Source organism: Halioglobus japonicus, assembly GCF_001983995.1.
GTDB lineage: Bacteria > Pseudomonadota > Gammaproteobacteria > Pseudomonadales > Halieaceae > Halioglobus > Halioglobus japonicus.
Window position 1 is genome coordinate 3,876,033 of the sequence record NZ_CP019450.1, and the last position, 23,481, is coordinate 3,899,513.

The following is a 23,481-nucleotide window of genomic DNA, read 5'->3' on the forward strand; positions in this document are numbered from 1 at the left end:
CACTTGAAGAAATAGTGCCACTATCGTTTAAGGAGGTGATCCAGCCCCAGGTTCCCCTAGGGCTACCTTGTTACGACTTCACCCCAGTCATGAATCACTCCGTGGTGATCGCCCTCCCGAAGGTTAGGCTAACCACTTCTGGAGCAACCCACTCCCATGGTGTGACGGGCGGTGTGTACAAGGCCCGGGAACGTATTCACCGTGACATTCTGATTCACGATTACTAGCGATTCCGACTTCATGGAGTCGAGTTGCAGACTCCAATCCGGACTACGAAACGTTTTGTGGGATTCGCTCACTCTCGCGAGGTTGCAGCCCTCTGTGCGTTCCATTGTAGCACGTGTGTAGCCCAGGACGTAAGGGCCATGATGACTTGACGTCGTCCCCACCTTCCTCCGGTTTGTCACCGGCAGTCTCCCTAGAGTTCCCACCATTATGTGCTGGCAACTAAGGACAAGGGTTGCGCTCGTTACGGGACTTAACCCAACATCTCACGACACGAGCTGACGACAGCCATGCAGCACCTGTCTCAGAGTTCCCGAAGGCACCAATCTATCTCTAGAAAGTTCTCTGGATGTCAAGTCCTGGTAAGGTTCTTCGCGTTGCATCGAATTAAACCACATGCTCCACCGCTTGTGCGGGCCCCCGTCAATTCATTTGAGTTTTAACCTTGCGGCCGTACTCGCCAGGCGGTCTACTTAGTGCGTTAGCTGCGCCACTAAGAAATCAAGTTTCCCAACGGCTAGTAGACATCGTTTACGGCGTGGACTACCAGGGTATCTAATCCTGTTTGCTCCCCACGCTTTCGCACCTCAGCGTCAGTATCAAGCCAGGGGGCCGCCTTCGCCACTGGTATTCCTCCACATATCTACGCATTTCACCGCTACACGTGGAATTCTACCCCCCTCTCTCGTACTCTAGTCGCCCAGTATCGGATGCAGTTCCCAGGTTAAGCCCGGGGCTTTCACATCCGACTGAGGCAACCGCCTACGCGCGCTTTACGCCCAGTAATTCCGATTAACGCTCGCACCCTCCGTATTACCGCGGCTGCTGGCACGGAGTTAGCCGGTGCTTCTTCTAAAGGTAACGTCAGGGCTTGCCGCTATTAACGACAAGCTTTTCCTCCCAATTGAAAGTGCTTTACAACCCTAAGGCCTTCTTCACACACGCGGCATGGCTGCATCAGGGTTTCCCCCATTGTGCAATATTCCCCACTGCTGCCTCCCGTAGGAGTCTGGACCGTGTCTCAGTTCCAGTGTGGCTGATCATCCTCTCAGACCAGCTAAAGATCGTCGCCTTGGTGAGCCTTTACCTCACCAACTAGCTAATCTTACGCAGGCTCATCCAATAGCACGAGGCCCGAAGGTCCCCCGCTTTCCCCCGTAGGGCGTATGCGGTATTAGCAGCCGTTTCCGACTGTTGTCCCCCACTACTGGGTAGATTCCTACGCGTTACTCACCCGTCCGCCGCTGTACTCACACCGAAGTGCTTTCTCGCTCGACTTGCATGTGTTAGGCCTGCCGCCAGCGTTCAATCTGAGCCATGATCAAACTCTTCAGTTTAAATCTTTTACCTCTACACCTTACCGGCTGTAAGAGGGATTGTTTGCGCGATTACCTCGCGATAACAATCAAATCTCGGCTCAGACACAATTCGAAATCAATGTTCCATAAAACTTATGAATCAATGGTCACTTGTTGTGTCTGAATAGTCGTGTACAACTATCCCAACAAGTGCCCACACATCTGTCTTCGTCTTCTTGTTAAGCAACTCTCAAATCGCCAGGATTTGAGATCTCGTCGAGGGGTCACCCCCAACCGAGGAGTGCGCATTATACGGATCGTTTTGCCCCCTGCAAGGCCTTTTTCAAATTAATTTCTGCAAATTTTCGAGGCTTCAAAAATTGGCTGAAATTTGGCCTTCAGGAGGGGCTGATTCGCCGGGCGTCATCCCTCGAGAGCGGCGCATTATACAGAGGCACTTTGCCGGGGCAAGCGCTTTTTCAAACTTTTTTAGCAGGCAGCCAAACTCGCGCCCGCCAACCCAATAACAGGGCAAAAACCAGGCAGTAAACCAATGCCTCGGTGACATCAGAACGGACCTGCCAGAACAGATGAATACATCCGAGCACCGCCGCCGGGTATACCAACTTATGCAACTTGCGCCAGGAGCGCCCCAGACGCCGCTGCCACCCCTGGGTAGACGTCACCGCAAGCGGCAGCATCAACAGCCAGGCAAGAAACCCAACCGTAATATACGGTCGCTCCAGCAGCTCCTCTGCAAGAATGGCTGGCGTCCACCCCAGGTAAAAGTTGGCGAAGGTCAGGAAGTGGAGAGAGGCATAAAAAAATGTGTACAACCCCAACATCCTGCGCAACCGGATCGGCCAGGGTTTACCCAACCATTGCCGCAGCACCGTCACGAATAGCGTCAGTGCCAATAGGCGCAAAGCCCACACGCCCGTGGAGGCAAGAATGGCCTCAGCAGGGTCAGGCCCCAACCCGCCGGCGAAGGCTTGATATGCCAGCCATGCGAAGGGCGCCAAACACACAACAAACACCATTGGTTTGACCCACAAGGGCAGTCTATTAGCGCCCACCGCCAGCTCCATCAAATAAAGTTGCCATAACTGTAAGAACACGGGCCCCGCTATAGGTTCCCCCACTGGCCAATCCACGCCGTTTGGTGCGCTATGGCGCGTAAGAAATAACCAATAAACAACGAAGTCCACCATGAGTGTCAAGCACATCTTAGCGTTGAGCAACGCTATCGCTCTGCAATGCACCGCCATGCTCAGCCACGCAGGAAATTCCGCCAACGCTATCATTACGATGGCGCCGGCACCCCCACCACCGCCGCCCGCGGAACCCCACCCGAAGCGGCCGCACCCGTCGCAGGCGCTATGGAGCCAGCAGCCCCCATTCCCGTCATGGACAGCGTGTTGTTCATAGTCCTCGGGCTCGTACTGGTCGTTATCGCAATGCGGTTCGTGCAAAAGAGCAAGGGTGCACAAAAGCTGCTGAGTATTGCCGTGCTCGGCACCGGCCTGCTGGTCGGCGGCCTTGGGGCTGAGCGAACGATTGCGCTCATCGACTATGAAGACGTCTTTATCGCGCCCGACTGTGATGGCACAGACATCAACGCCCCCGATCTGATCAGCAATTTCTACCAGATCACAAACGATTGCAGCACCCCCAGGAAATTACTGCCATCGAGATTGAGGATTTCACCAGTCCCTGCGTCGATCTCGAAGTCACTGACGAGGGCACATGTATGGTAGGCACCCAACGGGCGCCTGACGAAATGTGTACGCACGACGCCTACAGTTATTCCGACAACAATAGCTGCCCTCAGTAAAGGAGAATAATCATGAAACGCGTTCTTCTGACGGCGATCCCGGCCCTGGCCACGCGACTAGTCAGTACACTCGCTCACGCGAGCGCTCCTGTGGGCACCGCGGTTAGCACCGTCACCGTTGCCCCGGCGCCAACCCCGGAACCACCACCCACGGCGCCGCCGGTAGCTGCACCAAATGCAGGTGCCATAGAACCAGCACTGCCTGTTCCGGTGATGGACGACCTGCTATTGATCGTAGTGGGGTTGATGCTCATGGCCGTCGCCTTCCGTTCTCTGCGCTACAGCAAAGACGCTCAGAAGTTACTGAGCATCGCTGCCCTCGGTGGCAGCCTGACCCTGGTCGGCGTGGGCGCCGATCGCTCCATAGCTAACGGGATCATGGACAACCCGATCGCACCGACTTGTGAAGGCGTTGATATCACTGTCTCCGATGCGACGACTGCCAATTCAGTTACCAACAATTGCGAAAGCGATCAGGAGGTCCTGAACATAGAAAGCGAAACCGTGAACTTCGAGGAGTGCACAGAGCTGCAGGTCCGGCCGGAGAATGAGGGGACATGTGAAGCAGGCCTCACACTCGCCCCGGGCGAGATTTGTGAGACCGATATCTTCACCCCAGAGGACTCAGGTGTCTGTATTTAGTAGTATTTCTTGAGATCCATCCCTGTATAGAGATGGGCCACCTGCTCCCCATAACCGTTAAACATGGTTGTGGGGATGCGGTTGGGGCTAAATAAGCTCGAGGGCAGCCTCCGCTCGTACTTCTGACTCCACCTGGGGTGATCTACTTCCGGGTTTACGTTCGAATAGAAACCGTACTCACGCGCATTCTGGTCCTGCCAGGACGTCGCGGGCTGCTTGTCTGTCAGATGAATCCGCACCACCGACTTGATACTCTTAAAACCGTACTTCCAGGGCACCACCAGGCGAATGGGGCGCCGTTCTGGTTGGGTAAGGTCTTGCCATACATGCCAACCGCCATGAGGGTCAGCGGGTTCATTGCCTCGTCCAGGCGCAACCCCTCACGATACGGCCAGTCAATGGTACTGCCGAAAGAACGGGTGCCACGCATTTCCTTGGGGCGATACAGGGTTTCAAAGGCCACGTACTTGGCCTTGCTGGTGGGCTCAAATTCTCTGAGCAGTGAAGCCAGGGGGAAACCTACCCAGGGAATCACCATGGACCAGGCCTCGACACAACGGAGCCGATAAATCCGCTCCTCCAGAGGGTAACGCCCCAGAATATCCTCCAGGCTCAACTTGCCAGGTTTTGCTACTTCACCTGTCACCTCCAATGACCAGGGGTCCGTGCTCATCTCATGGGCATAGTCCGCCGGATCGCTCTTGCCGGTACCGAACTCATAGAAGTTGCAGTACTGGCTGGCATCAGTGAAGGGAGTCTGATCTTCGCCTGTGTGAAAGCCGTCGGAGCCCGCTGTTGCGGGGGCAAACTGCAGCGGTTTGCCACCGGTTGCTACAGCAGCTCCGGCGTCAAAAGCGACACCCGCTGCCACACCCCCGAGCAAACCGGCAGCCTTCATCAGCTGCCGACGGCGCATGTAAATGGACTCCGGAGTAATTTCCGAAGACGGAATGTGCGGCACCTTGAATCGCTCTCTCACAAGCATTGCTCCCTACTATCGATAAAACTATGAACCCGCCCAACATTAAAGGTTCCACAACCTCGTTGGATGGCGAGAAGCGCCTACCAGCGAGCGGCAATATTGCCTACATTTTGACCAGCCAGATATTGCAAGACTGACCGCTCAGCGCTGGCCTGATCAATATATAACTAATAATGCGAAAGGAATCACTCATGAAACTCACCTGCCTACATCTCCAATCGGTGACAACAGGCCTGCTCTTACTAGCGTCCAGCAGCTCCTTCGCGGGCGTGTCCAATCCTGTGATCACTCTGACGCCACAGGCAGACCCACCGGCTCCACCGCCCGAAGCTGCAGCGCCCGTCGCCGATGCTGTCGCCCCGCCGCCCCCGTACCGGTAATGTCAGATCTGTTAATGGTAGTGCTGGGTATCACCCTCGTCACGATTGCCGTGCGGGTGCTACGCAAGTCCAACATCGCCGACAAGCTGCTTGGGGTAGCAGTACTGTGCACTGGGGTTGCAATCGGTGGATTTGGCGCCCGTCACGCAGAGGCGTTAATTGAAAAGTATCTGACGGAGGACCCAAATTGTGGTTCGGTCACATAAATTCAATACAACCCCTACGATCCGACCATGCCGCCGATCAAGAACACCTGTGACGAGACTTATGAGGTGACAGAGAAGGACGAGGTGGTCCCAAGGTTCTGCGATTCGATCGTAGAGGGCACCTGTCCCGCCGGCACCGCTCTATAGACGGCTCAGACCTGTATTCCAGACTATATCGAGGAAGACGTCTGTGAGGTGTAACGACCTATCTGTGTAGCACATCGCCGGGCACCCCCGGCGATTCATTTTTTCTTGAGCAACAACATGACCGGACCTGACAGGGCATAACCCAGGAAGCCCAGCAGCAAAATCAGCGGCGGGTCCAGCGTGACCAGACCGAACACCAACACCACAGCGATCATCACTACAAAGGGCACCCGACCGTGCAGATCAATGTCTTTGAAGCTGTAGTAAGGGAAGTTGGCCATCATCAGTAACCCGATGACGGCGGTGAGTACCGCCAGTACGACTTTGAGTTCCAGCGAGAGCGCCATTCCGGTCAGCCCCAGGTCATTGCACACCCAGACGGCACTGACAACGATGCACGCCGCGGAGGGACTGGCCAGGCCAGTGAAGAAATTCTTGTCTGCAGTGTCTACCTGGGTATTGAACCGCGCGAGGCGCAATGCCGCGCAGGCAACGTATATAAACGCGGCACTCCAGCCAAATTTGCCCAAGTCACCAAGCGCAAAACTGAACATCACCAGTGCCGGCGCCACACCAAAGGACACCATGTCCGCGAGGCTGTCATACTCGGCACCAAACTTGCTCTGGGTATTGGTCAAACGCGCAATCCGGCCGTCCAGGCCATCGAGTACCAGTGCCGCGAGGATGGCAATGGGCGCACTCTCGAAATCGCCGCGCATAGCGGCGATCACGGCATAGAAACCCGCAAAGAGAGCCCCGGTGGTAAACAGGTTGGGCAGCAGGTAGATCCCCTGGCGACGCACGGCCTGACCGTTTTCTGACACTTCTTCTTCGTGTTCATCGATCAGAATGTCGAGGGCCGCGCTCACAGATGAGGGGCTGTCCTGCGCCTGAGGAACTTCTGGCTGATCTGGATTATCGCTCATTGGTCATATCCCTGCGTAAGCGCGGCGATTGTATCATTCGAACCCGGATAGGTCTGCCCGGCCACTCGCCACAGGGCTCCCAGCAATGGGCTGGCCAGCCGCTGGCGCAGGCTCGCCAGACCAATCGACAGCGATGGCAAGGCAGCGTCCACCTCGAAAACCTCCACCTGGTCACGCAATCCACTGGATTCGATCACCAGCTGCGGGGCGATGCCCACCCCCAGACCCAGGCTCACCATGGCTACAATCGCCTCGTGCCCCGCGACCTGGGCGTAAATTCGAGGCCTGATGCGCTGGTCGCGAATCCAGTCGTCAAACAATTCCTTGGTGGTTCCACGTTCGGGGACAATAAGAGGTAGCACCCCCCAATCCAGGGGACCGTCGCGGGCTTCCAGCACGCGGTCACGCACCTGGCAATTGGCCGCCGGCATAAAGAATTGCAGCGGCGACTCCACCAACGGCAGGAATTCCAATCGAGATGGCGAGTGTAACGGCTTGATGGTTACCGCCACATCGTCCTGCCCGGACAGAACCCGGTTAACACCATCGGCCTGGTCACCGGTATGCATCATAATATCAACCGCTGCATACTCGTGACGAAACGCTGCAAGAATGGGCGCCAGCAAGGTGTGTGAGGCAGTGACCGAACAGTACAAGCTCACCTCACCGGCGAGTTCGCCCTCACTCCCCAGCTTGCGCTGCAGCGCCTGCCACTGCGCCAACGAACGGCGGGCAAAATCGTGAAACTCGCGGCCCGCAGGAGACAACCGCACGCTGCGCCGATCGCGCTCCAACAGCGGCTGGCCCACCTCTTCTTCGAGGCGGGCAATCGCGCGGCTCACGGCCGATACGCTCATGTGGAGCTTTTCTGCACTGCGACTAAAATTGAGGGTCTCCGCTACTGAGAGAAAGACCGTCAGGGCTCTCGTATCCACACACCACCTTTTGCGTTTATTGCAACACAGTATTACCTATTCAGCGTTTTACGCAAGTATTAGAAATGCGTATTCTGCGCAGGCTTTGAACACCCCTACAGGAGATTCCCATGGGACAGAACTACTTCAACACCCTTCCACTGCGCCTGCAGCTGGAAGAACTGGGCAAGTGCCGCTTTATGGACCGCAGCGAATTCGCCAACGGCTGCGACTATCTCAAGGGCAAGAAAATCGTCATCGTCGGCTGTGGTGCACAGGGCCTCAACCAGGGCCTGAACCTGCGCGACTCCGGCCTGGATGTCTCCTATGCCCTGCGTGAAAGCGCCATCAGCGAGCAGCGCCAGTCCTGGAAAAATGCCTCCGAGAATGGCTTTACCGTGGGCACCTACGAAGAACTCATTCCCACGGCAGACGTGGTGATGAACCTCACCCCGGACAAGCAACACACCGCCGTTGTCACCGCCGTCATGCCGCTGATGAAAGAAGGCGCGTGCCTGGACTACGCCCACGGCTTTAATCTGGTTGAAGAAGGCATGCAGATCCGCAAGGACCTGACCGTTGTCATGATGTGCCCCAAATGCCCCGGCACTGAGGTCCGCGAAGAATACAAGCGCGGCTTTGGCGTTCCCACCCTGATTGCGGTTCACCGCGAGAACGACCCCAAGGGCGAAGGCATGGACATCGCCAAGGCACTGGCCTCAGGCACCGGCGGCGACCGCGCAGGTGTTCTCGAATCTTCACCGATTGCGGAAGTGAAGTCCGACCTGATGGGCGAGCAGACCATTCTTTGCGGCATGCTGCAGACAGGCGCCATTCTGTCTTTCGACAAGATGGTAGAAAAAGGTATCGACCCCGGCTACGCCTCCAAACTGATCCAGTATGGCTGGGAAACTGTCACCGAAGGCCTCAAGCACGGCGGCATTACCAACATGATGGATCGCCTGAGCAACCCCGCCAAGATTCGCTGTTTCCACCTGGCGGAAGAACTCAAGGACATCATGCGTCCGCTGTACGAGAAGCATCAGGATGACATTATGTCCGGTGAATTCTCCAGCACCATGATGGCCGACTGGGCCAACGACGACGCCAACCTGCTGGGCTGGCGCGCCGCCACCCAGGACACCGCGTTCGAGAAGCAGGAGAACACGGACCAGGACATTCCCGAGCAGGAGTACTACGACCACGGCATTCTGCTGGTCGCCATGTGCAAAGCCGGGGTAGAGCTGGCCTTTGAAGTCATGGTTCAGGCAGGCATTAAGGAAGAATCTGCATACTATGAGTCACTGCATGAAACGCCGCTGATCGCCAACACCATTGCCCGCAAGAAGCTCTATGAGATGAACGTGGTGATCTCCGACACCGCCGAATACGGTTGCTACCTCTTCGACCACGCCTGTCGTCCGCTGCTGGCAGACTTTATGACCAAGATCGATACCGATGTTATCGGCAAGGGCATTGCCGGTGAAACCGGCGTCGACAACCAGGAGTTGATCGCCGTCAACAAAGCCATCCGCACCCACCCGGTTGAAGTCATCGGCGAAGAACTGCGTGGCTACATGACCGCCATGAAACGAATCGTGTAACACTACAAGATGCGTTCAAAGGGGCCTTCGGGCCCTTTTTTTTGTGTACCATCAATGCATGATACCCACAGACAGCTACAGCCAACTGGCTTACATTGCCACCGCCTTGATCTTCGCCCTGTGTATTGCCGCCGAGACGTTCGCGCCGCGACGCGAACCTGGCCCACACACCGCCTGGCGCTGGCTGAACAACCTCGGTCTCAGCGGCCTGACCTGGTATCTCAATCTCTTGCTGGGCACGTTGTTCATCACCTGGCTGGCGGGCTGGAGTCATCTCAATGAATTCGGGCTGCTGGCACGGCTGGGCTCTGGTCCGGCGTTGAGCGGCCTACTCTTGCTGCTGGTGATTGAGTTCATCAACTACTGGGTGCATTACACCTTTCATCGCTTCCCCCTGCTGTGGCGTCTGCATGCGGTGCATCACACTGATACCGATATCGATGTCACCACCAGTTTCCGTCACCATCCGGTCGAAGCACTGGCCACATTACCCATCTTCGCCCCGTAGCGCTGTTCATGGGGGCACCCATGGAGGTCGCCATGGCTGTGCACCTGTTCAGCATATCTGCAACCGTCTTCAGCCACAGCAACGTGGAAATACCGGCCACTGCGCAGAAGATATTGCGCCGTATTATTCTCACGCCAGATTTTCACCGTGTGCACCACTGTTCAGAACAATCGTTCACCAACAGCAACTACGGCAGTGTGGTGCCCTGGTTCGACTACCTGTTCGGCACCGCCAGAACGCGGCCGGTGAACGAGCAGCAGGACATGGAGTTGGTACTGGAGTATATGCGCCAGACCAGGGACAGCCGGCTCGATCAGATGATTGTGGCGCCCTTGCGGACGCCGGAAGTCTGAGCGCGGCTACCCGCCGCGCGCAGTTTACAGAGAGAGTACTTTTTCGCCGCGGGCAATGCCTGCCACACCGGAACGAACGACCTCGAGAATATCCACGTCGACCATGGCGGCGACAAAGGAATCCAGCTTGTCTGACGTACCCACCAATTGAATGGTGTAAACGTTTGGGCCTACGTCCACGATCTGGCCACGGAAGATATCTGTGGTGCGCTTAACCTCATCACGGGCTGCACCGGTCGCGCGAACCTTGATCAGCATCAGGTCACGTTCCACGTGAGCACCCTCGGTGAGGTCAACCACCTTGACCACGTCTACCAGCTTGTTGAGCTGCTTGGTGACCTGCTCGATGTGCAGATCGTCACCCACGGTGGTGAGCGTCAGACGGGACAAGGTCGAGTCATCCGTCGGCGCCACGTTCAGGGTCTCGATGTTGTAACCACGTTGCGAAAACAGACCCACCACGCGAGACAGCGCACCAGGCTCGTTTTCCATGAGCATTGATAAGATGCGTCGCATGATCAGGTCCTCTCGTTCTTGGAAAGCCACATATCTTTCATGGAGCCTTCCGGGGCAATGTGCATCGGGTACACGTGTTCCATCCGGTCGATGAGCACGTCGAGGAATACGGTGCGATCTTTGAGGGCAAAGGCCTCTTTCATCGCGTCGTCCAGATCCTCCAGGCGAGTGACCTGAATACCCACGTGGCCATAGGCCTCCATCAACTTGACGAAGTCGGGCAGCGAATCTGCATAGGTCACCTGCGAGTAACGGCTTTCGTACTGCATGTCCTGCCACTGCTTCACCATACCGAGGTAGTTGTTACGCAGGTTGATGACCTTCACTGGCGCGTTGTAGTGGGTCGCTGTAGACAACTCCTGGATGTTCATCTGGATACTGCCCTCACCTGTGACACAGGCCACGTCAGCATCGGGAAACGCGAGCTTTACACCGATAGCGGCAGGCAGACCAAAACCCATCGTTCCCAGGCCACCGGAGTTAATCCAGCGACGCGGCTTGTCGAACGGATAGTACTGCGCTGCGAACATCTGGTGCTGCCCCACGTCTGACGTGACATAGGCATCGCCGTTCGTGGCCCGGAACAGGCTCTCAATCACCTGCTGAGGCATGATCATATCGCTCTCGCGATAGCGACGGCCGGTCATTAGGCCGTGATTGGCGCGCCAATCATCGATCTGCTCCCACCAGCTCGCCAGCGCACCTGCATCGGGAAGGTCCGCATCTTTCTCCTGAACTTGCTCGATCTGGGCGATCATTTCGGTGAGCACCGATTGCACCGGCCCCACGATCGGAATATCTGCCTGTACAGTCTTGGAAATCGACGCCGGGTCGACATCGATATGAATGATTTTCGCGCCCGGGCAAAACTTTGCCACAGTATTGGTCACCCGATCATCAAACCGCGCGCCTACGGCGAGGATCACATCGGAGTAATGCATTGCCATGTTGGCCTCATAGAAGCCGTGCATGCCCAGCATGCCCAGGAACTGGCGATCCGTTCCCGGATAAGCACCGAGCCCCATTAGGGTATTGGTCACTGGGTAATTGAGCATTTTCGCCAGGCGTGTAAGCAATTCGCTACCCTCGCCCTGCACCACACCGCCGCCGGCGTAAATCATGGGACGCTTGGCGCCCAAGAGCATACGTACCGCTTTTTTGATCTGGCCAGTGTGACCGCGCTGTGCGGGCGCATAGGAGCGCATCTTCACCGCTTCGGGGTACTGGTACTCGAATTTTTCATCAGGCCGGGTGACATCCTTGGGGATATCGATCACAACTGGGCCGGGGCGGCCGGTAGAGGCGATATGGAAGGCCTTTTTAATCATGCCGGGAATGTCTTCGGCTTTGCGCACCATAAAGCTGTGCTTCACGATTGGGCGGGAAATACCGACCATGTCGGTTTCCTGGAACGCATCTTCGCCAATCAAGTGGCTCTGTACCTGGCCGGACAGTACCACCATGGGAATGGAATCCATGTACGCAGTCGCGATACCGGTAATCGCATTGGTAGCGCCGGGACCTGAGGTCACCAGCACCACGCCTGGCTTACCGGTGGCTCGGGCGTAGGCGTCAGCCGCATGGGTAGCCGCCTGTTCGTGGCGCACCAGGACATGAGGGACCTTGTTCTCCTTGAACATGGCATCGTAAATGTGCAGTACAGCACCGCCCGGATAACCGAACACGTACTCAACGCCCTCGTCTTCCAGGGCGCGGACAATCATTTCACCGCCGGATAAGAGTTCCACAGCAAATCTCCAAAAATAAACGCTGCCCGACGCGTAACCCTCGCCGGTGCATTGCTTCAGTTTGTGTGGACATGTCGAGAACGAATACCAGGAACCGGTATTCGACTTTCCACGCCACCCCCTTTATCAGCTCGATACACTTCGCAAACGCCCCCTGAGGAGACGCTCCTCCAGGGAAAAATCGACCACGAAGCCCGTGTATCGGTCGCCCTGCGGGGTAGCGCAGTGTCTGGCCCTCAATCGCACAGGTACTGTGCGACTGAATACGGGACTCACAAACAGCTGACATAAATAATCGGATCACGCCAGTAGGCCAGGGGACGAGGGTACTCGCCGTTAGCCGTTGCCATCTGTAAGACGGGGGAATCTTGGCAGAACCGGCTGCAAAGTCAACCGCAGGCGGCGATGGATGGTATTTGTTCTGTGAATAATGCGGGATTGCTCCCCCGCGGGAATTTGGATATGTTTCAGGAATCGACCCACAGGAGCCAAGGGGGCACCGTGACCTCGTTTATTCCCAAAGCCATTGTGCTTGCCACCGCTGCAGGCATGCTCGCCAGTAGTCTCAGCATGGCCGCCGGCCAGACCTACTACCGCTGGAAGGACGACCGCGGCAATGTTTACCACAGCGACCGGCCACCGCCGAAGGGCACGGAGTACGAAGTTGTGTCCACTAAATCGTACGATATCCGACGCGTCGAGGGCGATGAAGGCGCCGTACCACTGGATACGACCCCCGAGCCTGGCAACGAATTTGAAACCTTCCCCAAGGAAGAAACTGCACCCAAGAAGAGCGCCGAGGTGTGCGCTCGCGCCCAGGAGAACCTGGCGACACTGCAGAACGGCGGTCGCATTCGACTGCGCGATGAGAACGGCGAGTTCCGTTTCCTGAGCGAAGAAGAAAAAGCCGACCAGATGACCCGCGCCCAGGCGGTAATCGACCAGAACTGCTAGCGCCAAAGCACCGGCAAAAAAAAGGCCCCTAGCGGGGCCTTTTTCATTTTCGGGAACCGACTAGCGAGCGTCGAAGCTCGCCTGCTCGCCGTCGTAATCCACCGCAATCGTCTGCCCAGGGGCATACTCTCCGGCCAGAATTCGCTGTGCAAGCGGATTCTCCAGCTCCTGCTGAATGGCTCGCTTCAGCGGGCGCGCGCCGTACACAGGATCGAAGCCCGCAGCTACGAGGTACTCCATGAACGCCTCTGAAATATCCAGCGAGAGTTCCCGCTCGGCCAGACGCGCCTCAAGGCCGCGCAGCTGAATATCAGCAATACCGCGGATCTGGCTTTGCTGCAGTGGGTGGAATACCACCGACTCATCCACACGATTGATGAACTCCGGACGGAAGTGGTTGCCCACCGCGCCCATGACGGCCGCCTTGATGGCGTCGTAGTTCTCGTCGCCGGCCATCTCCTGGATAAACTCCGAGCCCAGGTTGGAGGTCATCACTACTACGGTATTACGAAAATCGACCGTACGACCCTGGCCATCAGTCAGGCGACCGTCCTCCAACACCTGCAGGAGAATATTGAACACATCCGGATGCGCCTTCTCCACCTCGTCCAACAGCAACAGCGAGTATGGACGGCGGCGCACAGCCTCGGTCAGATAGCCGCCTTCCTCATAACCCACATACCCGGGAGGCGCGCCGATCAGACGAGCAACAGAGTGCTTTTCCATGAATTCGGACATATCGATCCGCACCATGGCCTGCTCAGAATCAAACAGAAACTCTGCCAACGCCTTACACAACTCGGTTTTACCCACGCCGGTGGGGCCGAGGAACAGAAACGAGCCATTAGGACGATTCGGGTCCGAGAGCCCCGCCCTAGAGCGACGCACAGCGTTAGACACTGCCACCACAGCCTCATCCTGACCGACGACGCGATTGTGCAGCGCCTCTTCCATGCGCAATAACTTCTCACGGTCGCCCTCGAGCATCTTGGAGATGGGAATACCCGTCCAGCGCGACACCACTTCCGCGACTTCTTCCTCAGTCACCTTGTTGCGCAGCAACGTGCGCTCCACGGTCTCCGCCTCATCGGCCTGCTCGAGTCGCTTTTCCAGTTCAGGCAACTTGCCGTACTGCAACTCGGACATGCGCGTCAGGTCTCCGGCGCGACGCGCCGCTTCAAGCTCCAGCTTGACCTGCTCCAGGTCCGACTTGATCTGGGCACTGCCCTGCAAGGACGCTTTCTCGGCCTTCCAGATTTCCTCGAGATCAGAGAACTCTCGCTCAACCAGCTCGATTTGCTCATCCAGATGCTTGACCTGCTCCTTGGCAGACTCGTCCTTGGCCACAGCCTCACGCTCGATCTTCAGCTGAATCAGGCGCCGCTCGAGGCGGTCCATGGATTCGGGCTTGGAATCAATCTCCATTCGGATGCGGCTGGCCGCCTCGTCTACAAGATCAATTGCCTTGTCCGGCAATTGTCGATCGGTGATGTAACGCTGCGACAACTTGGCTGCGGCGATGATTGCACTGTCGGTAATATCAACACCATGGTGCACCTCATAACGCTCTTTCAGGCCACGCAGAATGGCAATGGTGTCTTCCTCGTTGGGCTCATCGACCAACACCTTCTGGAAACGCCGCTCAAGGGCCGCATCCTTCTCCACGTAATGCCGGTATTCATCCAGCGTCGTCGCACCCACGCAGTGCAATTCACCGCGAGCCAGCGCAGGCTTAAGCATATTGCCCGCATCCATGGAGCCCTCGGCCTTACCGGCACCTACCATGGTGTGCAGCTCATCGATAAACAGAATGATGCGCCCTTCCTGCTTGGAGAGCTCATTGAGTACTGCCTTGAGGCGCTCCTCAAATTCACCGCGGAATTTAGCGCCAGCCAGAAGCGCCCCGAGATCCAATGACAAAATACGCTTGTCCTTGAGACCCTCCGGCACCTCACCGTTAATGACACGCTGCGCCAGGCCTTCGATGATGGCGGTTTTACCCACCCCCGGTTCGCCGATAAGCACAGGGTTGTTCTTGGTGCGACGCTGCAGCACCTGAATGGTGCGGCGAATTTCATCGTCGCGGCCAATCACCGGATCGAGTTTGCCCAATTCGGCACGCTCGGTGAGATCGATGGTGAACTTGTCGAGGGCCTGACGGGCCTCTTCGGCCTCAGGGTTGCTCACGGCCTCGCCGCCGCGCACGTCCTCAATCGCTGTTTTCAGTGCTGCTGCGGTCACACCGCTTTGTTTGAGCAATTCACCGGCGCGGTTCTTGCTCTCAAGCATAGCCAGCAGCACCAGCTCACTGGAGATATAGGCATCCCCGCCCTGCTGTGCGAGCTTATCCGTGACGTTCAGTATGCGACCCAGATCCTGGGAAACGTGCACCTCACCGGCGGCGCCGCTTACCGTGGGCAGCGCGTCGACCGCTGCGTGTACCTCGGCTCGCAAAGCGGTGAGCTCTGCACCCGCCTTATGCAGCAACGGGCGCGCGGAACCACCGCTCTGCTCCAGCAGCGCGCTGAGCAGGTGTACGGGTTCAATAAAGTTATGATCCTTACCCAGTGCCAGTGACTGAGCGTCCGCCAGCGCGGACTGCAGCTGGTTGGTCAGTTTGTCCATACGCATTGTGTGAAGTCTCCTTCCCGGGGCATTCTCCCCGGCAAAATTTGTCTCTTGGGGGGGGTTATATTGGGCCAAATAACCCGACTTCAAGGGGGGAGATTCAATCCGACAACCAGATTAAGCTGGCCATCCGGCCGGTTTGGCCGTCGCGCCGATAGGAGAAAAAGCGCGCGCCGTCGCTGAAGGTGCAGAAATCCCCGCCAAAGAGCTGCTGCACACCCGCCACACGCAAGCGATGACGCGCCAGCGCGTACAAATCGGCCATGAACGCGCCCTGGCGCCCCTCACTGGGTACGAAACACGCAGCGCTGCCAGCCTCACCGGCGACGCGAAGGGGCAGTTTATTATCGGCCGCCACAAAGGCCGCCTTGACCTCCGGGCCAACCTCAAATGCCCGCGGGCCGATGGCGGGCCCCAGCCAGGCCAGAGTCCGTTCGGGCGCGCAGTCCATGGATGCCACCGTTGCCTCGAGAACGCCCGCACACAGCCCGCGCCAGCCGGCATGCGCAGCAGCCACCCGCGTACCGGCCTCGTCGCAGAACAATACCGGGAGGCAATCGGCTGTCATGACGGCGCAGGCGTAATCAGGTGTCGCTGCCCAGCTGGCATCCGCTTCAGGGAGAAATTGGTTTCCGGCCAACACCACAGCGGTGCCATGAACCTGTTGCAGCCACTGTAGCTGCGCGCCACCGAGATGCGCCCGAACCAGGGCGCGATTGGCGTCGACAGCGGCGGGGTCATCTCCCACATGCTGTCCCAGGTTCAATCCCTGATAAGGGCCGATGCTGACGCCTCCGGCCCGGGTTGTGGATAGCGCCCTTACCCGGGGCGGCGCCGGCCAGTCGGGCTCAATACAGGGGATCGTCACTGGCGATAACCGGGTCTTCGCGTTCGAGCACTGCCAGCAGCTGCTCCATGTCTTCAGGCAGCGGGCACTCAAAATGCACCTCTTCACCGGTTTCGGGATGAAACAGGCCCAGCGCCCGGGCGTGTAACGCCTGGCGAGGAAAGCCGCGCAATACTTCAACCAGTTCGGTCGATGCCCCTTTGGGAATACGCGGGCGGCCACCGTAGGTAGGGTCGCCCACCAGCGGGTAGTGACGATGCGCCATGTGCACGCGGATCTGGTGAGTGCGCCCGGTTTCCAGATTGACCGCGATGCTGGTGTGATGGCCGAAGCGCTTCTCCACACGGTAGTGGGTAATGGCGGGTTTACCGCCAACCGCCAGCACTGCCATTTTCTTGCGCTGTTTGGGGTGACGACCCATCGGCTCGTTGACGGTCCCACCGCCGGTCATCACGCCAATGCACACCGCACAGTACTCGCGCCTGACGGTGCGCTCCTGTAGCTGAGCAACCAGGTCGCCGTGGGCGAGCAGGCTTTTGGCGGCCACCATAATGCCCGAGGTCTCCATGTCGAGGCGGTGGACAATACCGCCCCGGGGCAGCTGCGCCATCTGCGGCGCATGGGCCAACAGGGCATTGACCAGGGTACCGTCGGCATGCCCGGCGGCCGGGTGGACCACCAGACCCGCGGGCTTGTTGATAACGATGATGTGCTCGTCTTCGTAGATGACATCCAGGGCGATATCCTGCGCCTGCCAGCCTACGACTTCCTCAGGCTCGGTATCGATAGACAGCTCCATGCCCTCGACTACCTTTTCACGGGTTCGCAGCTGCTTGCCATCGGCGAGCAGTTCGCCTTTTTTGATCCACGCCTGCAGGCGCGAGCGGGAATAGTCTGGAAAGAGACGCGCGGCCACCTGGTCCAGCCTGTCGCCGTCCATCTCAGCCGGCACCGATGCCGATATCTGGATTCTTTCGCCCATGACTTTTCCTGTTTATGCCGCTTTCGGGCTGTGGTTAAATAGCCGCCTTGATTAAGGCGTGCATGGTAGCACGCCGAAGGAAATAACACCGGTGAGATCTTTGAAATACGCCCTGGTCCTGCTGCTCAGCCTGGCTATTGTTGGCTGCGCGGGCAACGACGAAACCCCTGAAATTGCTGCCGATACAGGCGAGCAACAAATCTACGAGCAGGCTCAACGCTACCTGAGGGCCAGCAACTGGGATCTGGCGGTACGCAGCCTGCAGACGCTGGAATCGCGCTACCCGTTCGGCCGCTACGCGGAGCAGGCCCAGCTGGAAATCATCTATGCCCACTACCAGGGCTACGAGCAGGAGGCCGCCGTTGAGGCCGCGGATCGCTTTATCCGCCTGCACCCACAGCACCCCAACGTGGATTACGCCTATTATATGAAGGGGCTGGCGGCTTACTCTGCCAATGAAGACCTGCTATCGCGCTTCCTGCCCACCGACGCGGCCGAGCGCGATGTGTCCTCTGCCAAAGAGTCCTTTGCCGAGTTCGCGCAATTGGTCTCGCGCTTCCCGGACAGCCCCTACGCCGCCGATGCCAAGGCGCGCATGGTACACCTGCGCAATCTGCTGGCTCGGCACGAGATTCTCGTGGCCAACTACTACTTCCGTCGCGGCGCGTGGCTGGCAGCGACCAACCGCGGGCGCTACGTGGTTGAAAACTTCCAGCGCACGCCGGCCGTTGCCGACGGCCTGGCGGTGATGGCACAGGGCTATATCCTGATGGGTATGGACGACCTGGCACGAGACACGATTGAAGTGCTCGCCATGAATTACCCGGAGCACCCGAACATCGACGAAAACGGTGAGTTCAAGAGCGTGTATACGCTCGATGGCTTACAGCGCAACTGGATTAACAAAGCCACCTTCGGCCTGTTCTTCCCGCCGACCCCGCCGCAGTTCGACTCCCGCGACAGCTAATACCCTACCTTGGGGCGCATCGGCAGATGCGCCCGCGATTATTCGCCAATCCGCCAGCCTGACGTAATCGGGTAACGGCGGTCTCGACCAAACCCACGCCGGGTGATGCGCACTCCGATCGGGGCCTGACGGCGCTTGTACTCGTTGATGTCGACCATGCGCAACACGCGCTGCACCTGTTCCCTGTCCATGCCGCTGGCGATGATCGCCTCGGCTGACATGTCCTGCTCAACGTACATCTCCAGAATCTGGTCGAGCACGTCGTAGGGCGGCAGTGAATCTTCGTCTTTCTGGTCTGGTGCCAGCTCAGCCGAGGGCGGCCGGTCGATAACACGCTGGGGAATGCAGGGCCCGAGGGTATTGCGGTAGCGGCACAAATCAAACACGAGCGTTTTAGGAACATCCTTTAGAGCATCGAAGCCACCGGCCATATCGCCGTAGAGGGTGGAGTAACCCACCGCCATTTCGCTCTTGTTCCCGGTGGTGAGCACCAGGTAGCCCTTCTTGTTGGAGATCGACATAAGCAGCACACCGCGGCAGCGGGCCTGCAGGTTCTCTTCGGTGGTATCGGCAGCGGCGCCTGCGAATTCATCCGCCAGTGCCGCCATGAACGACTCGTAAATCGGTTCGATGGATATCACCTTGTGGCTCACACCCAGCGTACGCGACTGCTCCGCCGCATCCTCAACACTCATCTGGGAGGTGTAACGGAAGGGCATCATCACCGCCTCAACACGCTCCGGCCCCAGGGCCTCAACGGCCACCGCCAGTGTCAGGGCCGAATCAATACCGCCGGACAGGCCCAGTACCACGCCCTTGAAGCGGTTTTTGTTAACGTAATCCCGCACGCCCAGTACCAGCGCGCGCCAGGTTGCTTCCATCTCTTCGAGGGGCTCAACCACCGACACCCCACTAAAGGGCGCCTCGGCCTGTTCTGCATCGTAGTGCAGCCAGTATTCGCCCTCTTCGAAGCTGGGGGCCGCGGCCACCACTTCGCCTTCCGCACTCACCGCAAATGAACCACCGTCGAAGACCAGTTCATCCTGGCCGCCGACCTGATTGACGTAGACAATCGGGAATCCAGCGGCTTTGGCCCGCGCCGCGATAAGCTCCCAGCGCTCAGAGCGCTTGCCCCGGTGGTAGGGCGAGGAGTTCAGGTTGAGCAGCAGGGCGGCGCCGGCCTCGGCGACATCGAGGGTTGGGGCTTCTTCCCAGATATCCTCGCAAATGGACAGACCTACCGGAATGCCATGGATATCAACAACGCAGGGCTCATGCCCGGCTTCAAAATAGCGCTTCTCATCAAATACCTGGTAATTGGGCAGACATTGCTTGCGATACTCGGCGATGATTTCACCGCGGTGCACAACACCCGCCACGTTGTACAGAGCGTCGCCGTCTTTTCTGGGGTAGCCGATAACGGCATAGGCATCTCCGCTGAGCGCCGCACAGATTTTTTCCAGTGACTGATTGACCCGCAGTTCGATACTGGGCCGCAGCAGCAAGTCTTCAGGGGGATACCCGCTCAGCGTCAGCTCAGGAAAAACCACCACAGGCGCAGCGTGTTCCTGCTCGGCGCGCTGGACGGTCTCGATAACACGCTCGGTGTTGCCATCGAAATCACCGACCAGCGTATTCATCTGGGCCATCAGGATATTCAGGGTTGTCATGGGGCTACCATCTCACTGCATTGTCTCTACAAACGGGGCGCTATTTTCCGAAAAACCAGCCCTTTAAGCCAGCCCCCCGGCCAACAATGCCTGTTACACTAAGTTTAATAACAGCTACTGAGCCCAGGCCATCGCGTGAACCCGCCCGCTATCCTGACCAAGCCCGTCACGGGAGCGACCTCGCAACAGAACCTGACCCTGTTCAGGATTTATATTGCCTATCGTTCGCTGCTGTCGGTGGTGCTGCTCATCATGCTGGTCAGCCCCAATACCCGCCAGCTTGTAGGCTCGCTTAACCCGGCCCTCTATGCCCTGGTGGCATTGGCACATCTAGCGACCAATGTGCCCCTGGCAGGCTTTTTCTCCCGTCACCTGAACCAGCGGGTCATGCTCGCTGTGTTCGTGCTGGATATTATTGCCATCACCCTGCTGTCGGACTTTTCCGGCGGTATCGCCAGCGGCCTGCCGGTCTTGCTGGTCATCACGGTGGCCGCCAGCGCAGTACTGATCAGCAATCGCACCATAGCCACACTGATTGCCGCACTCAGTGCCATGGCGCTGCTGCTGGATACGATATGGCTGGCCTATAGCGGCGAGCTCAATATGAACGCCCTGTTCCCGGCGGGCATTATCGGGGCGCTCATTTTTATTGTGTCCCTGCTGGTGCAGGCTGTGGCCCAACGCCTGGGCAGAGCCGAGGAGCTCGCCCGCAACCGGGCCAGTGACCTGTATGAACTGCAGCGGCTGAACGAGCAAATTGTCCAGCACATGGAAACCGGCATTCTGCTGGTGGATGACAAGAGTGTGGTACGGGTGATGAACAAGGCCGCCTCCAGCCTGCTGGTGCCGGACCGCCCGGTGCTGCTGGAACAGGGGCGCGCCCTCGCCGACTACTGTCCGGAACTGGCGTTTCAGTTCGAGAACTGGCGCAAGACGGGCCTGCACCGCGCACAGCCGTTTTCACCGGCAGAAGATTCAGCCCCCGTGATCGCCAACTTCCGCGACCTACAGTCCAGCCCCCACGGTGAGGCGCTGATTTTCGTCGAGGACTACTCTCCCGTCACCCAGTACGCCCAATCACTCAAGCTCACGTCGCTGGGCCGCCTGACTGCCAGTATTGCTCATGAGATCCGCAACCCTCTGGGCGCGATCAGCCATGCAGCACAGCTCATGCAGGAATCCGATGATTTGTCGACGGCAGACAAACGTCTGGCAGACATCGTCCAGCACCACTGTGGGCGGGTGAACGAAATTGTCGAGAGTGTCATGCAGATTTCCCGCAGGGCGCCGCCAAAACCCGAGTATCTTGAGCTGGACAGCTGGATAACGGAGTATGTTAAGGACTACCTGAAGAGCCTCAACCGGCCTGCCGATATTACTATCGATTGCCAGTTTAAAGACATGTTGATCGAATTCGATCCGGAGAACCTGCGCCGCGTCATGAGCAATCTGTTGGACAACGCGCTGCGCCACAGCAAGCTGGCTACCGGCCATGAAACGGCGCAGCTCAGCGTGGAAGTCGACTTCATTAACCACCTGTGCATTATCGATATTGTCGATAACGGCGCCGGCGTGCCGGCGGCTGATCAGGCTAAGCTTTTTGAACCCTTCTTTACGACTGTGGCAGAAGGGAGCGGGATGGGCTTGTACCTGTGCAAAGAATTGTGTGAAATCAACAATGCGAACCTCAGCTACCGCCCCACCGACAGTGGCGCGAGCTGTTTTCGCATTTCCCTTAGCCAGCGAGCACGATAAATGGCAGCGCAAAGCGTTCTCATCGTTGACGACGAACCTGATATTCGCGAACTACTGGACATCACCCTGAGCCGCATGGGTCTCGAAACCCACAGCGCTGCGAGCCTGGGCGAAGCCCAGGCGCGGATCAGCGAGGTTGTTCCCGACCTGTGCCTGACTGACATGAAGCTACCCGACGGCAATGGAATCAGCCTGGTTGAGTATATTCAGCGCGACTTTCCCCAGATGCCCGTGGCGATGATTACCGCCCATGGCAGCGTGGAAACGGCAATTTCCGCCCTCAAGGCAGGCGCCTTCGATTTTATTTCCAAGCCGATTGAACTGGAGACCCTGCGCAACCTGGTCAACAGTGCCCTGCAACTGGAAGGCGACACCAGTCGCGCTGACAGCGCCGTCGATCACGACCTGATTGGCTCTGCACCGTCAGTGGAAAGGCTGCGCAAACAAATCATCAAGCTTGCCCGCAGCCAGGCCCCGGTTCATATCCGCGGTGAATCCGGTAGTGGTAAAGAAGTTGTCGCGCGACTCATCCACAATAACGGTCCGCGGGCAGCGGGCAGCTTCGTCGCCGTTAACTGCGGCGCTATTCCCCCTGACCTCATGGAAAGCGAACTGTTTGGTCACGTCAAAGGCAGCTTCACCGGCGCAACCAGCGACAAACCGGGGCTGTTCCAGGCGGCAGCGGGCGGCACGCTGTTTCTCGATGAAGTGGCCGATCTACCCCTGGGCATGCAGGTCAAACTGCTGCGCGCCATTCAGGAAAAATCGGTGCGCCCGGTGGGCGCCAGCGAAGAGCAGCCCACGGATGTTCGCCTGCTGAGCGCCACTCACAAGAATCTCGCTGCCGAGGTTGAGGTCGGGCGTTTCCGCAACGACCTGTACTATCGAATTAACGTCATTGATGTACAGGTGCCCAGTCTGCGCGAGCGACGCGAAGATCTGCCCGCACTGGCCAAGACCATACTCGGACGGATATCCAGCGAAGAAGGCACGGCAAAGGCGACTCTGGATGCCAGCGCTCTGGACGCTCTGGCATCGTACGATTTCCCCGGCAATGTTCGCGAACTCGAGAACGTGCTGGAACGCGCTTTCGCCCTCTCGGACAGCGGTACCATTACCGGCGATGATTTACAATTCCCGAGTAACGCGCCGGTCATGCGCAGCCCGGGCACCCGCACCCGCAAAACCGATCGGCCCGGGAGCGAAATATGGAACATCAGCGACGCAGACGGCGACCTTGAAGGTTTTCTCGAAGACATCGAGCGCAAGGTATTGTCATCCGCGCTGGAAGAGAATCGTTGGAATAGGACAGCTGCTGCAAAACAGCTGGGAATCAGCTTCCGCTCACTGCGTTACCGACTGAAGAAGCTGGGCCTCGACGATTAGCCCCGTCAC

20 protein-coding genes, 1 rRNA gene and 1 pseudogene are annotated in these 23,481 nt (G+C 58.1%); 10 read left to right on the forward strand and 12 right to left on the reverse strand.

Features of this window, described 5'->3' with window-relative positions:
- Nucleotides 1-28: 28 nt before the first annotated feature.
- Nucleotides 29-1,562: ribosomal RNA gene (locus BST95_RS18250) — 16S ribosomal RNA — on the reverse strand.
- A gap of 440 nt (nucleotides 1,563-2,002) precedes the next feature.
- The gene (locus tag BST95_RS18255; protein ID WP_240500231.1) at nucleotides 2,003-2,827 is read right to left on the reverse strand and encodes a protein-methionine-sulfoxide reductase heme-binding subunit MsrQ; all 825 of its coding nucleotides are present in this window, start codon (nucleotides 2,825-2,827) and stop codon (nucleotides 2,003-2,005) included.
- Nucleotides 2,828-2,902: 75 nt separating this feature from the next.
- On the opposite strand from BST95_RS18255, the gene BST95_RS18260 reads away from it, so the two are divergent.
- Nucleotides 2,903-3,280 (forward strand): hypothetical protein, encoded by a 378-nt coding sequence (locus BST95_RS18260; RefSeq protein WP_084200848.1) that lies wholly within the window; start codon nucleotides 2,903-2,905, stop codon nucleotides 3,278-3,280.
- An 89-nt stretch (nucleotides 3,281-3,369) separates the two neighbouring features.
- Nucleotides 3,370-3,999: a hypothetical protein gene (locus BST95_RS18265; protein WP_084200849.1), complete on the forward strand. Its 630-nt coding sequence runs from the start codon at nucleotides 3,370-3,372 to the stop codon at nucleotides 3,997-3,999.
- On the opposite strand, the gene BST95_RS21455 is transcribed toward BST95_RS18265, so the two are convergent.
- Both BST95_RS21455 and msrP read right to left on the reverse strand, forming a co-directional pair.
- Nucleotides 3,996-4,241 carry a molybdopterin-binding protein gene (locus BST95_RS21455; RefSeq protein WP_420866365.1) on the reverse strand — a complete coding sequence of 82 codons (246 nt, stop codon included), beginning with the start codon at nucleotides 4,239-4,241 and terminating at the stop codon, nucleotides 3,996-3,998. The two genes, BST95_RS18265 and BST95_RS21455, sit on opposite strands and share 4 nt — an antisense overlap.
- A gap of 15 nt (nucleotides 4,242-4,256) precedes the next feature.
- Nucleotides 4,257-4,984: pseudogene (msrP, locus tag BST95_RS18270) on the reverse strand (protein-methionine-sulfoxide reductase catalytic subunit MsrP); the annotation flags it as partial.
- A 376-nt stretch (nucleotides 4,985-5,360) separates the two neighbouring features.
- Between msrP and BST95_RS18275 the strand changes: the two are divergent.
- Nucleotides 5,361-5,567 carry a hypothetical protein gene (locus BST95_RS18275; protein WP_157114517.1) on the forward strand — a complete coding sequence of 69 codons (207 nt, stop codon included), beginning with the start codon at nucleotides 5,361-5,363 and terminating at the stop codon, nucleotides 5,565-5,567.
- Between the two features lie 242 nt (nucleotides 5,568-5,809).
- Here BST95_RS18275 and pssA read toward each other — a convergent pair whose 3' ends face one another.
- Both pssA and ilvY read right to left on the reverse strand, forming a co-directional pair.
- The gene (pssA, locus tag BST95_RS18280) at nucleotides 5,810-6,640 is read right to left on the reverse strand and encodes a CDP-diacylglycerol--serine O-phosphatidyltransferase (RefSeq protein ID WP_084200851.1); all 831 of its coding nucleotides are present in this window, start codon (nucleotides 6,638-6,640) and stop codon (nucleotides 5,810-5,812) included.
- Nucleotides 6,637-7,575 (reverse strand): HTH-type transcriptional activator IlvY, encoded by a 939-nt coding sequence (ilvY, locus tag BST95_RS18285; protein WP_084200852.1) that lies wholly within the window; start codon nucleotides 7,573-7,575, stop codon nucleotides 6,637-6,639. The genes pssA and ilvY overlap by 4 nt, the downstream gene beginning before the upstream one ends.
- Nucleotides 7,576-7,685: 110 nt before the next feature.
- On the opposite strand from ilvY, the gene ilvC reads away from it, so the two are divergent.
- Genes ilvC through BST95_RS21075 form a run of 3 tightly spaced genes read left to right on the forward strand, consistent with a single transcriptional unit; the run spans nucleotide 7,686 to nucleotide 10,019 of the window.
- Nucleotides 7,686-9,158 (forward strand): ketol-acid reductoisomerase, encoded by a 1,473-nt coding sequence (gene ilvC / locus BST95_RS18290; RefSeq protein ID WP_084200853.1) that lies wholly within the window; start codon nucleotides 7,686-7,688, stop codon nucleotides 9,156-9,158.
- 58 nt (nucleotides 9,159-9,216) lie between these two features.
- Nucleotides 9,217-9,666 (forward strand): sterol desaturase family protein, encoded by a 450-nt coding sequence (locus BST95_RS21070; RefSeq protein WP_084200854.1) that lies wholly within the window; start codon nucleotides 9,217-9,219, stop codon nucleotides 9,664-9,666.
- 32 nt (nucleotides 9,667-9,698) lie between these two features.
- Nucleotides 9,699-10,019 (forward strand): sterol desaturase family protein, encoded by a 321-nt coding sequence (locus BST95_RS21075; protein ID WP_169843995.1) that lies wholly within the window; start codon nucleotides 9,699-9,701, stop codon nucleotides 10,017-10,019.
- Nucleotides 10,020-10,043: 24 nt separating this feature from the next.
- Here BST95_RS21075 and ilvN read toward each other — a convergent pair whose 3' ends face one another.
- Together ilvN and BST95_RS18310 are read right to left on the reverse strand one after the other, a co-directional pair.
- On the reverse strand, nucleotides 10,044-10,535 hold the full coding sequence (gene ilvN, locus BST95_RS18305) for an acetolactate synthase small subunit (RefSeq protein WP_084200856.1): 492 nt from the start codon (nucleotides 10,533-10,535) through the stop codon (nucleotides 10,044-10,046).
- A 2-nt stretch (nucleotides 10,536-10,537) separates the two neighbouring features.
- Complete coding sequence (locus BST95_RS18310) at nucleotides 10,538-12,283, reverse strand: acetolactate synthase 3 large subunit (RefSeq protein WP_084200857.1); 1,746 nt, start codon at nucleotides 12,281-12,283, stop codon at nucleotides 10,538-10,540.
- A gap of 462 nt (nucleotides 12,284-12,745) precedes the next feature.
- Between BST95_RS18310 and BST95_RS18315 the strand changes: the two genes are divergently transcribed.
- Entirely contained in the window at nucleotides 12,746-13,237 is a 492-nt protein-coding gene (locus BST95_RS18315; RefSeq protein WP_229801918.1) for a DUF4124 domain-containing protein, read from the forward strand.
- A 60-nt stretch (nucleotides 13,238-13,297) separates the two neighbouring features.
- Here BST95_RS18315 and clpB read toward each other — a convergent pair whose 3' ends face one another.
- From clpB to rluD, 3 genes are all read right to left on the reverse strand, one after another.
- Nucleotides 13,298-15,868, reverse strand: coding sequence for an ATP-dependent chaperone ClpB (clpB, locus tag BST95_RS18320; protein WP_084200859.1), 2,571 nt, complete (start codon nucleotides 15,866-15,868; stop codon nucleotides 13,298-13,300).
- A gap of 97 nt (nucleotides 15,869-15,965) precedes the next feature.
- Nucleotides 15,966-16,733: a peptidoglycan editing factor PgeF gene (pgeF, locus tag BST95_RS18325; RefSeq protein ID WP_084200860.1), complete on the reverse strand. Its 768-nt coding sequence runs from the start codon at nucleotides 16,731-16,733 to the stop codon at nucleotides 15,966-15,968.
- A complete protein-coding gene (gene rluD / locus BST95_RS18330; RefSeq protein ID WP_084200861.1) occupies nucleotides 16,714-17,694 on the reverse strand; it encodes a 23S rRNA pseudouridine(1911/1915/1917) synthase RluD in 981 nt (326 codons plus the stop codon). Before rluD ends, pgeF begins: the two co-directional genes overlap by 20 nt.
- 100 nt (nucleotides 17,695-17,794) lie before the next feature.
- Here rluD and BST95_RS18335 point away from each other — a divergent pair, with 100 nt between their 5' ends.
- Nucleotides 17,795-18,661, forward strand: coding sequence for an outer membrane protein assembly factor BamD (locus BST95_RS18335; protein WP_084200862.1), 867 nt, complete (start codon nucleotides 17,795-17,797; stop codon nucleotides 18,659-18,661).
- 38 nt (nucleotides 18,662-18,699) lie between these two features.
- Here BST95_RS18335 and BST95_RS18340 read toward each other — a convergent pair whose 3' ends face one another.
- Nucleotides 18,700-20,331, reverse strand: coding sequence for an NAD+ synthase (locus tag BST95_RS18340; RefSeq protein WP_084200863.1), 1,632 nt, complete (start codon nucleotides 20,329-20,331; stop codon nucleotides 18,700-18,702).
- 135 nt (nucleotides 20,332-20,466) lie between these two features.
- Between BST95_RS18340 and BST95_RS18345 the strand changes: the two genes are divergently transcribed.
- Entirely contained in the window at nucleotides 20,467-22,086 is a 1,620-nt protein-coding gene (locus BST95_RS18345; protein WP_229801917.1) for a sensor histidine kinase, read from the forward strand.
- Nucleotides 22,087-23,472: a sigma-54-dependent transcriptional regulator gene (locus BST95_RS18350; protein ID WP_084200864.1), complete on the forward strand. Its 1,386-nt coding sequence runs from the start codon at nucleotides 22,087-22,089 to the stop codon at nucleotides 23,470-23,472. It begins immediately after the preceding gene.
- The last annotated feature ends 9 nt before the right edge of the window (nucleotides 23,473-23,481 follow it).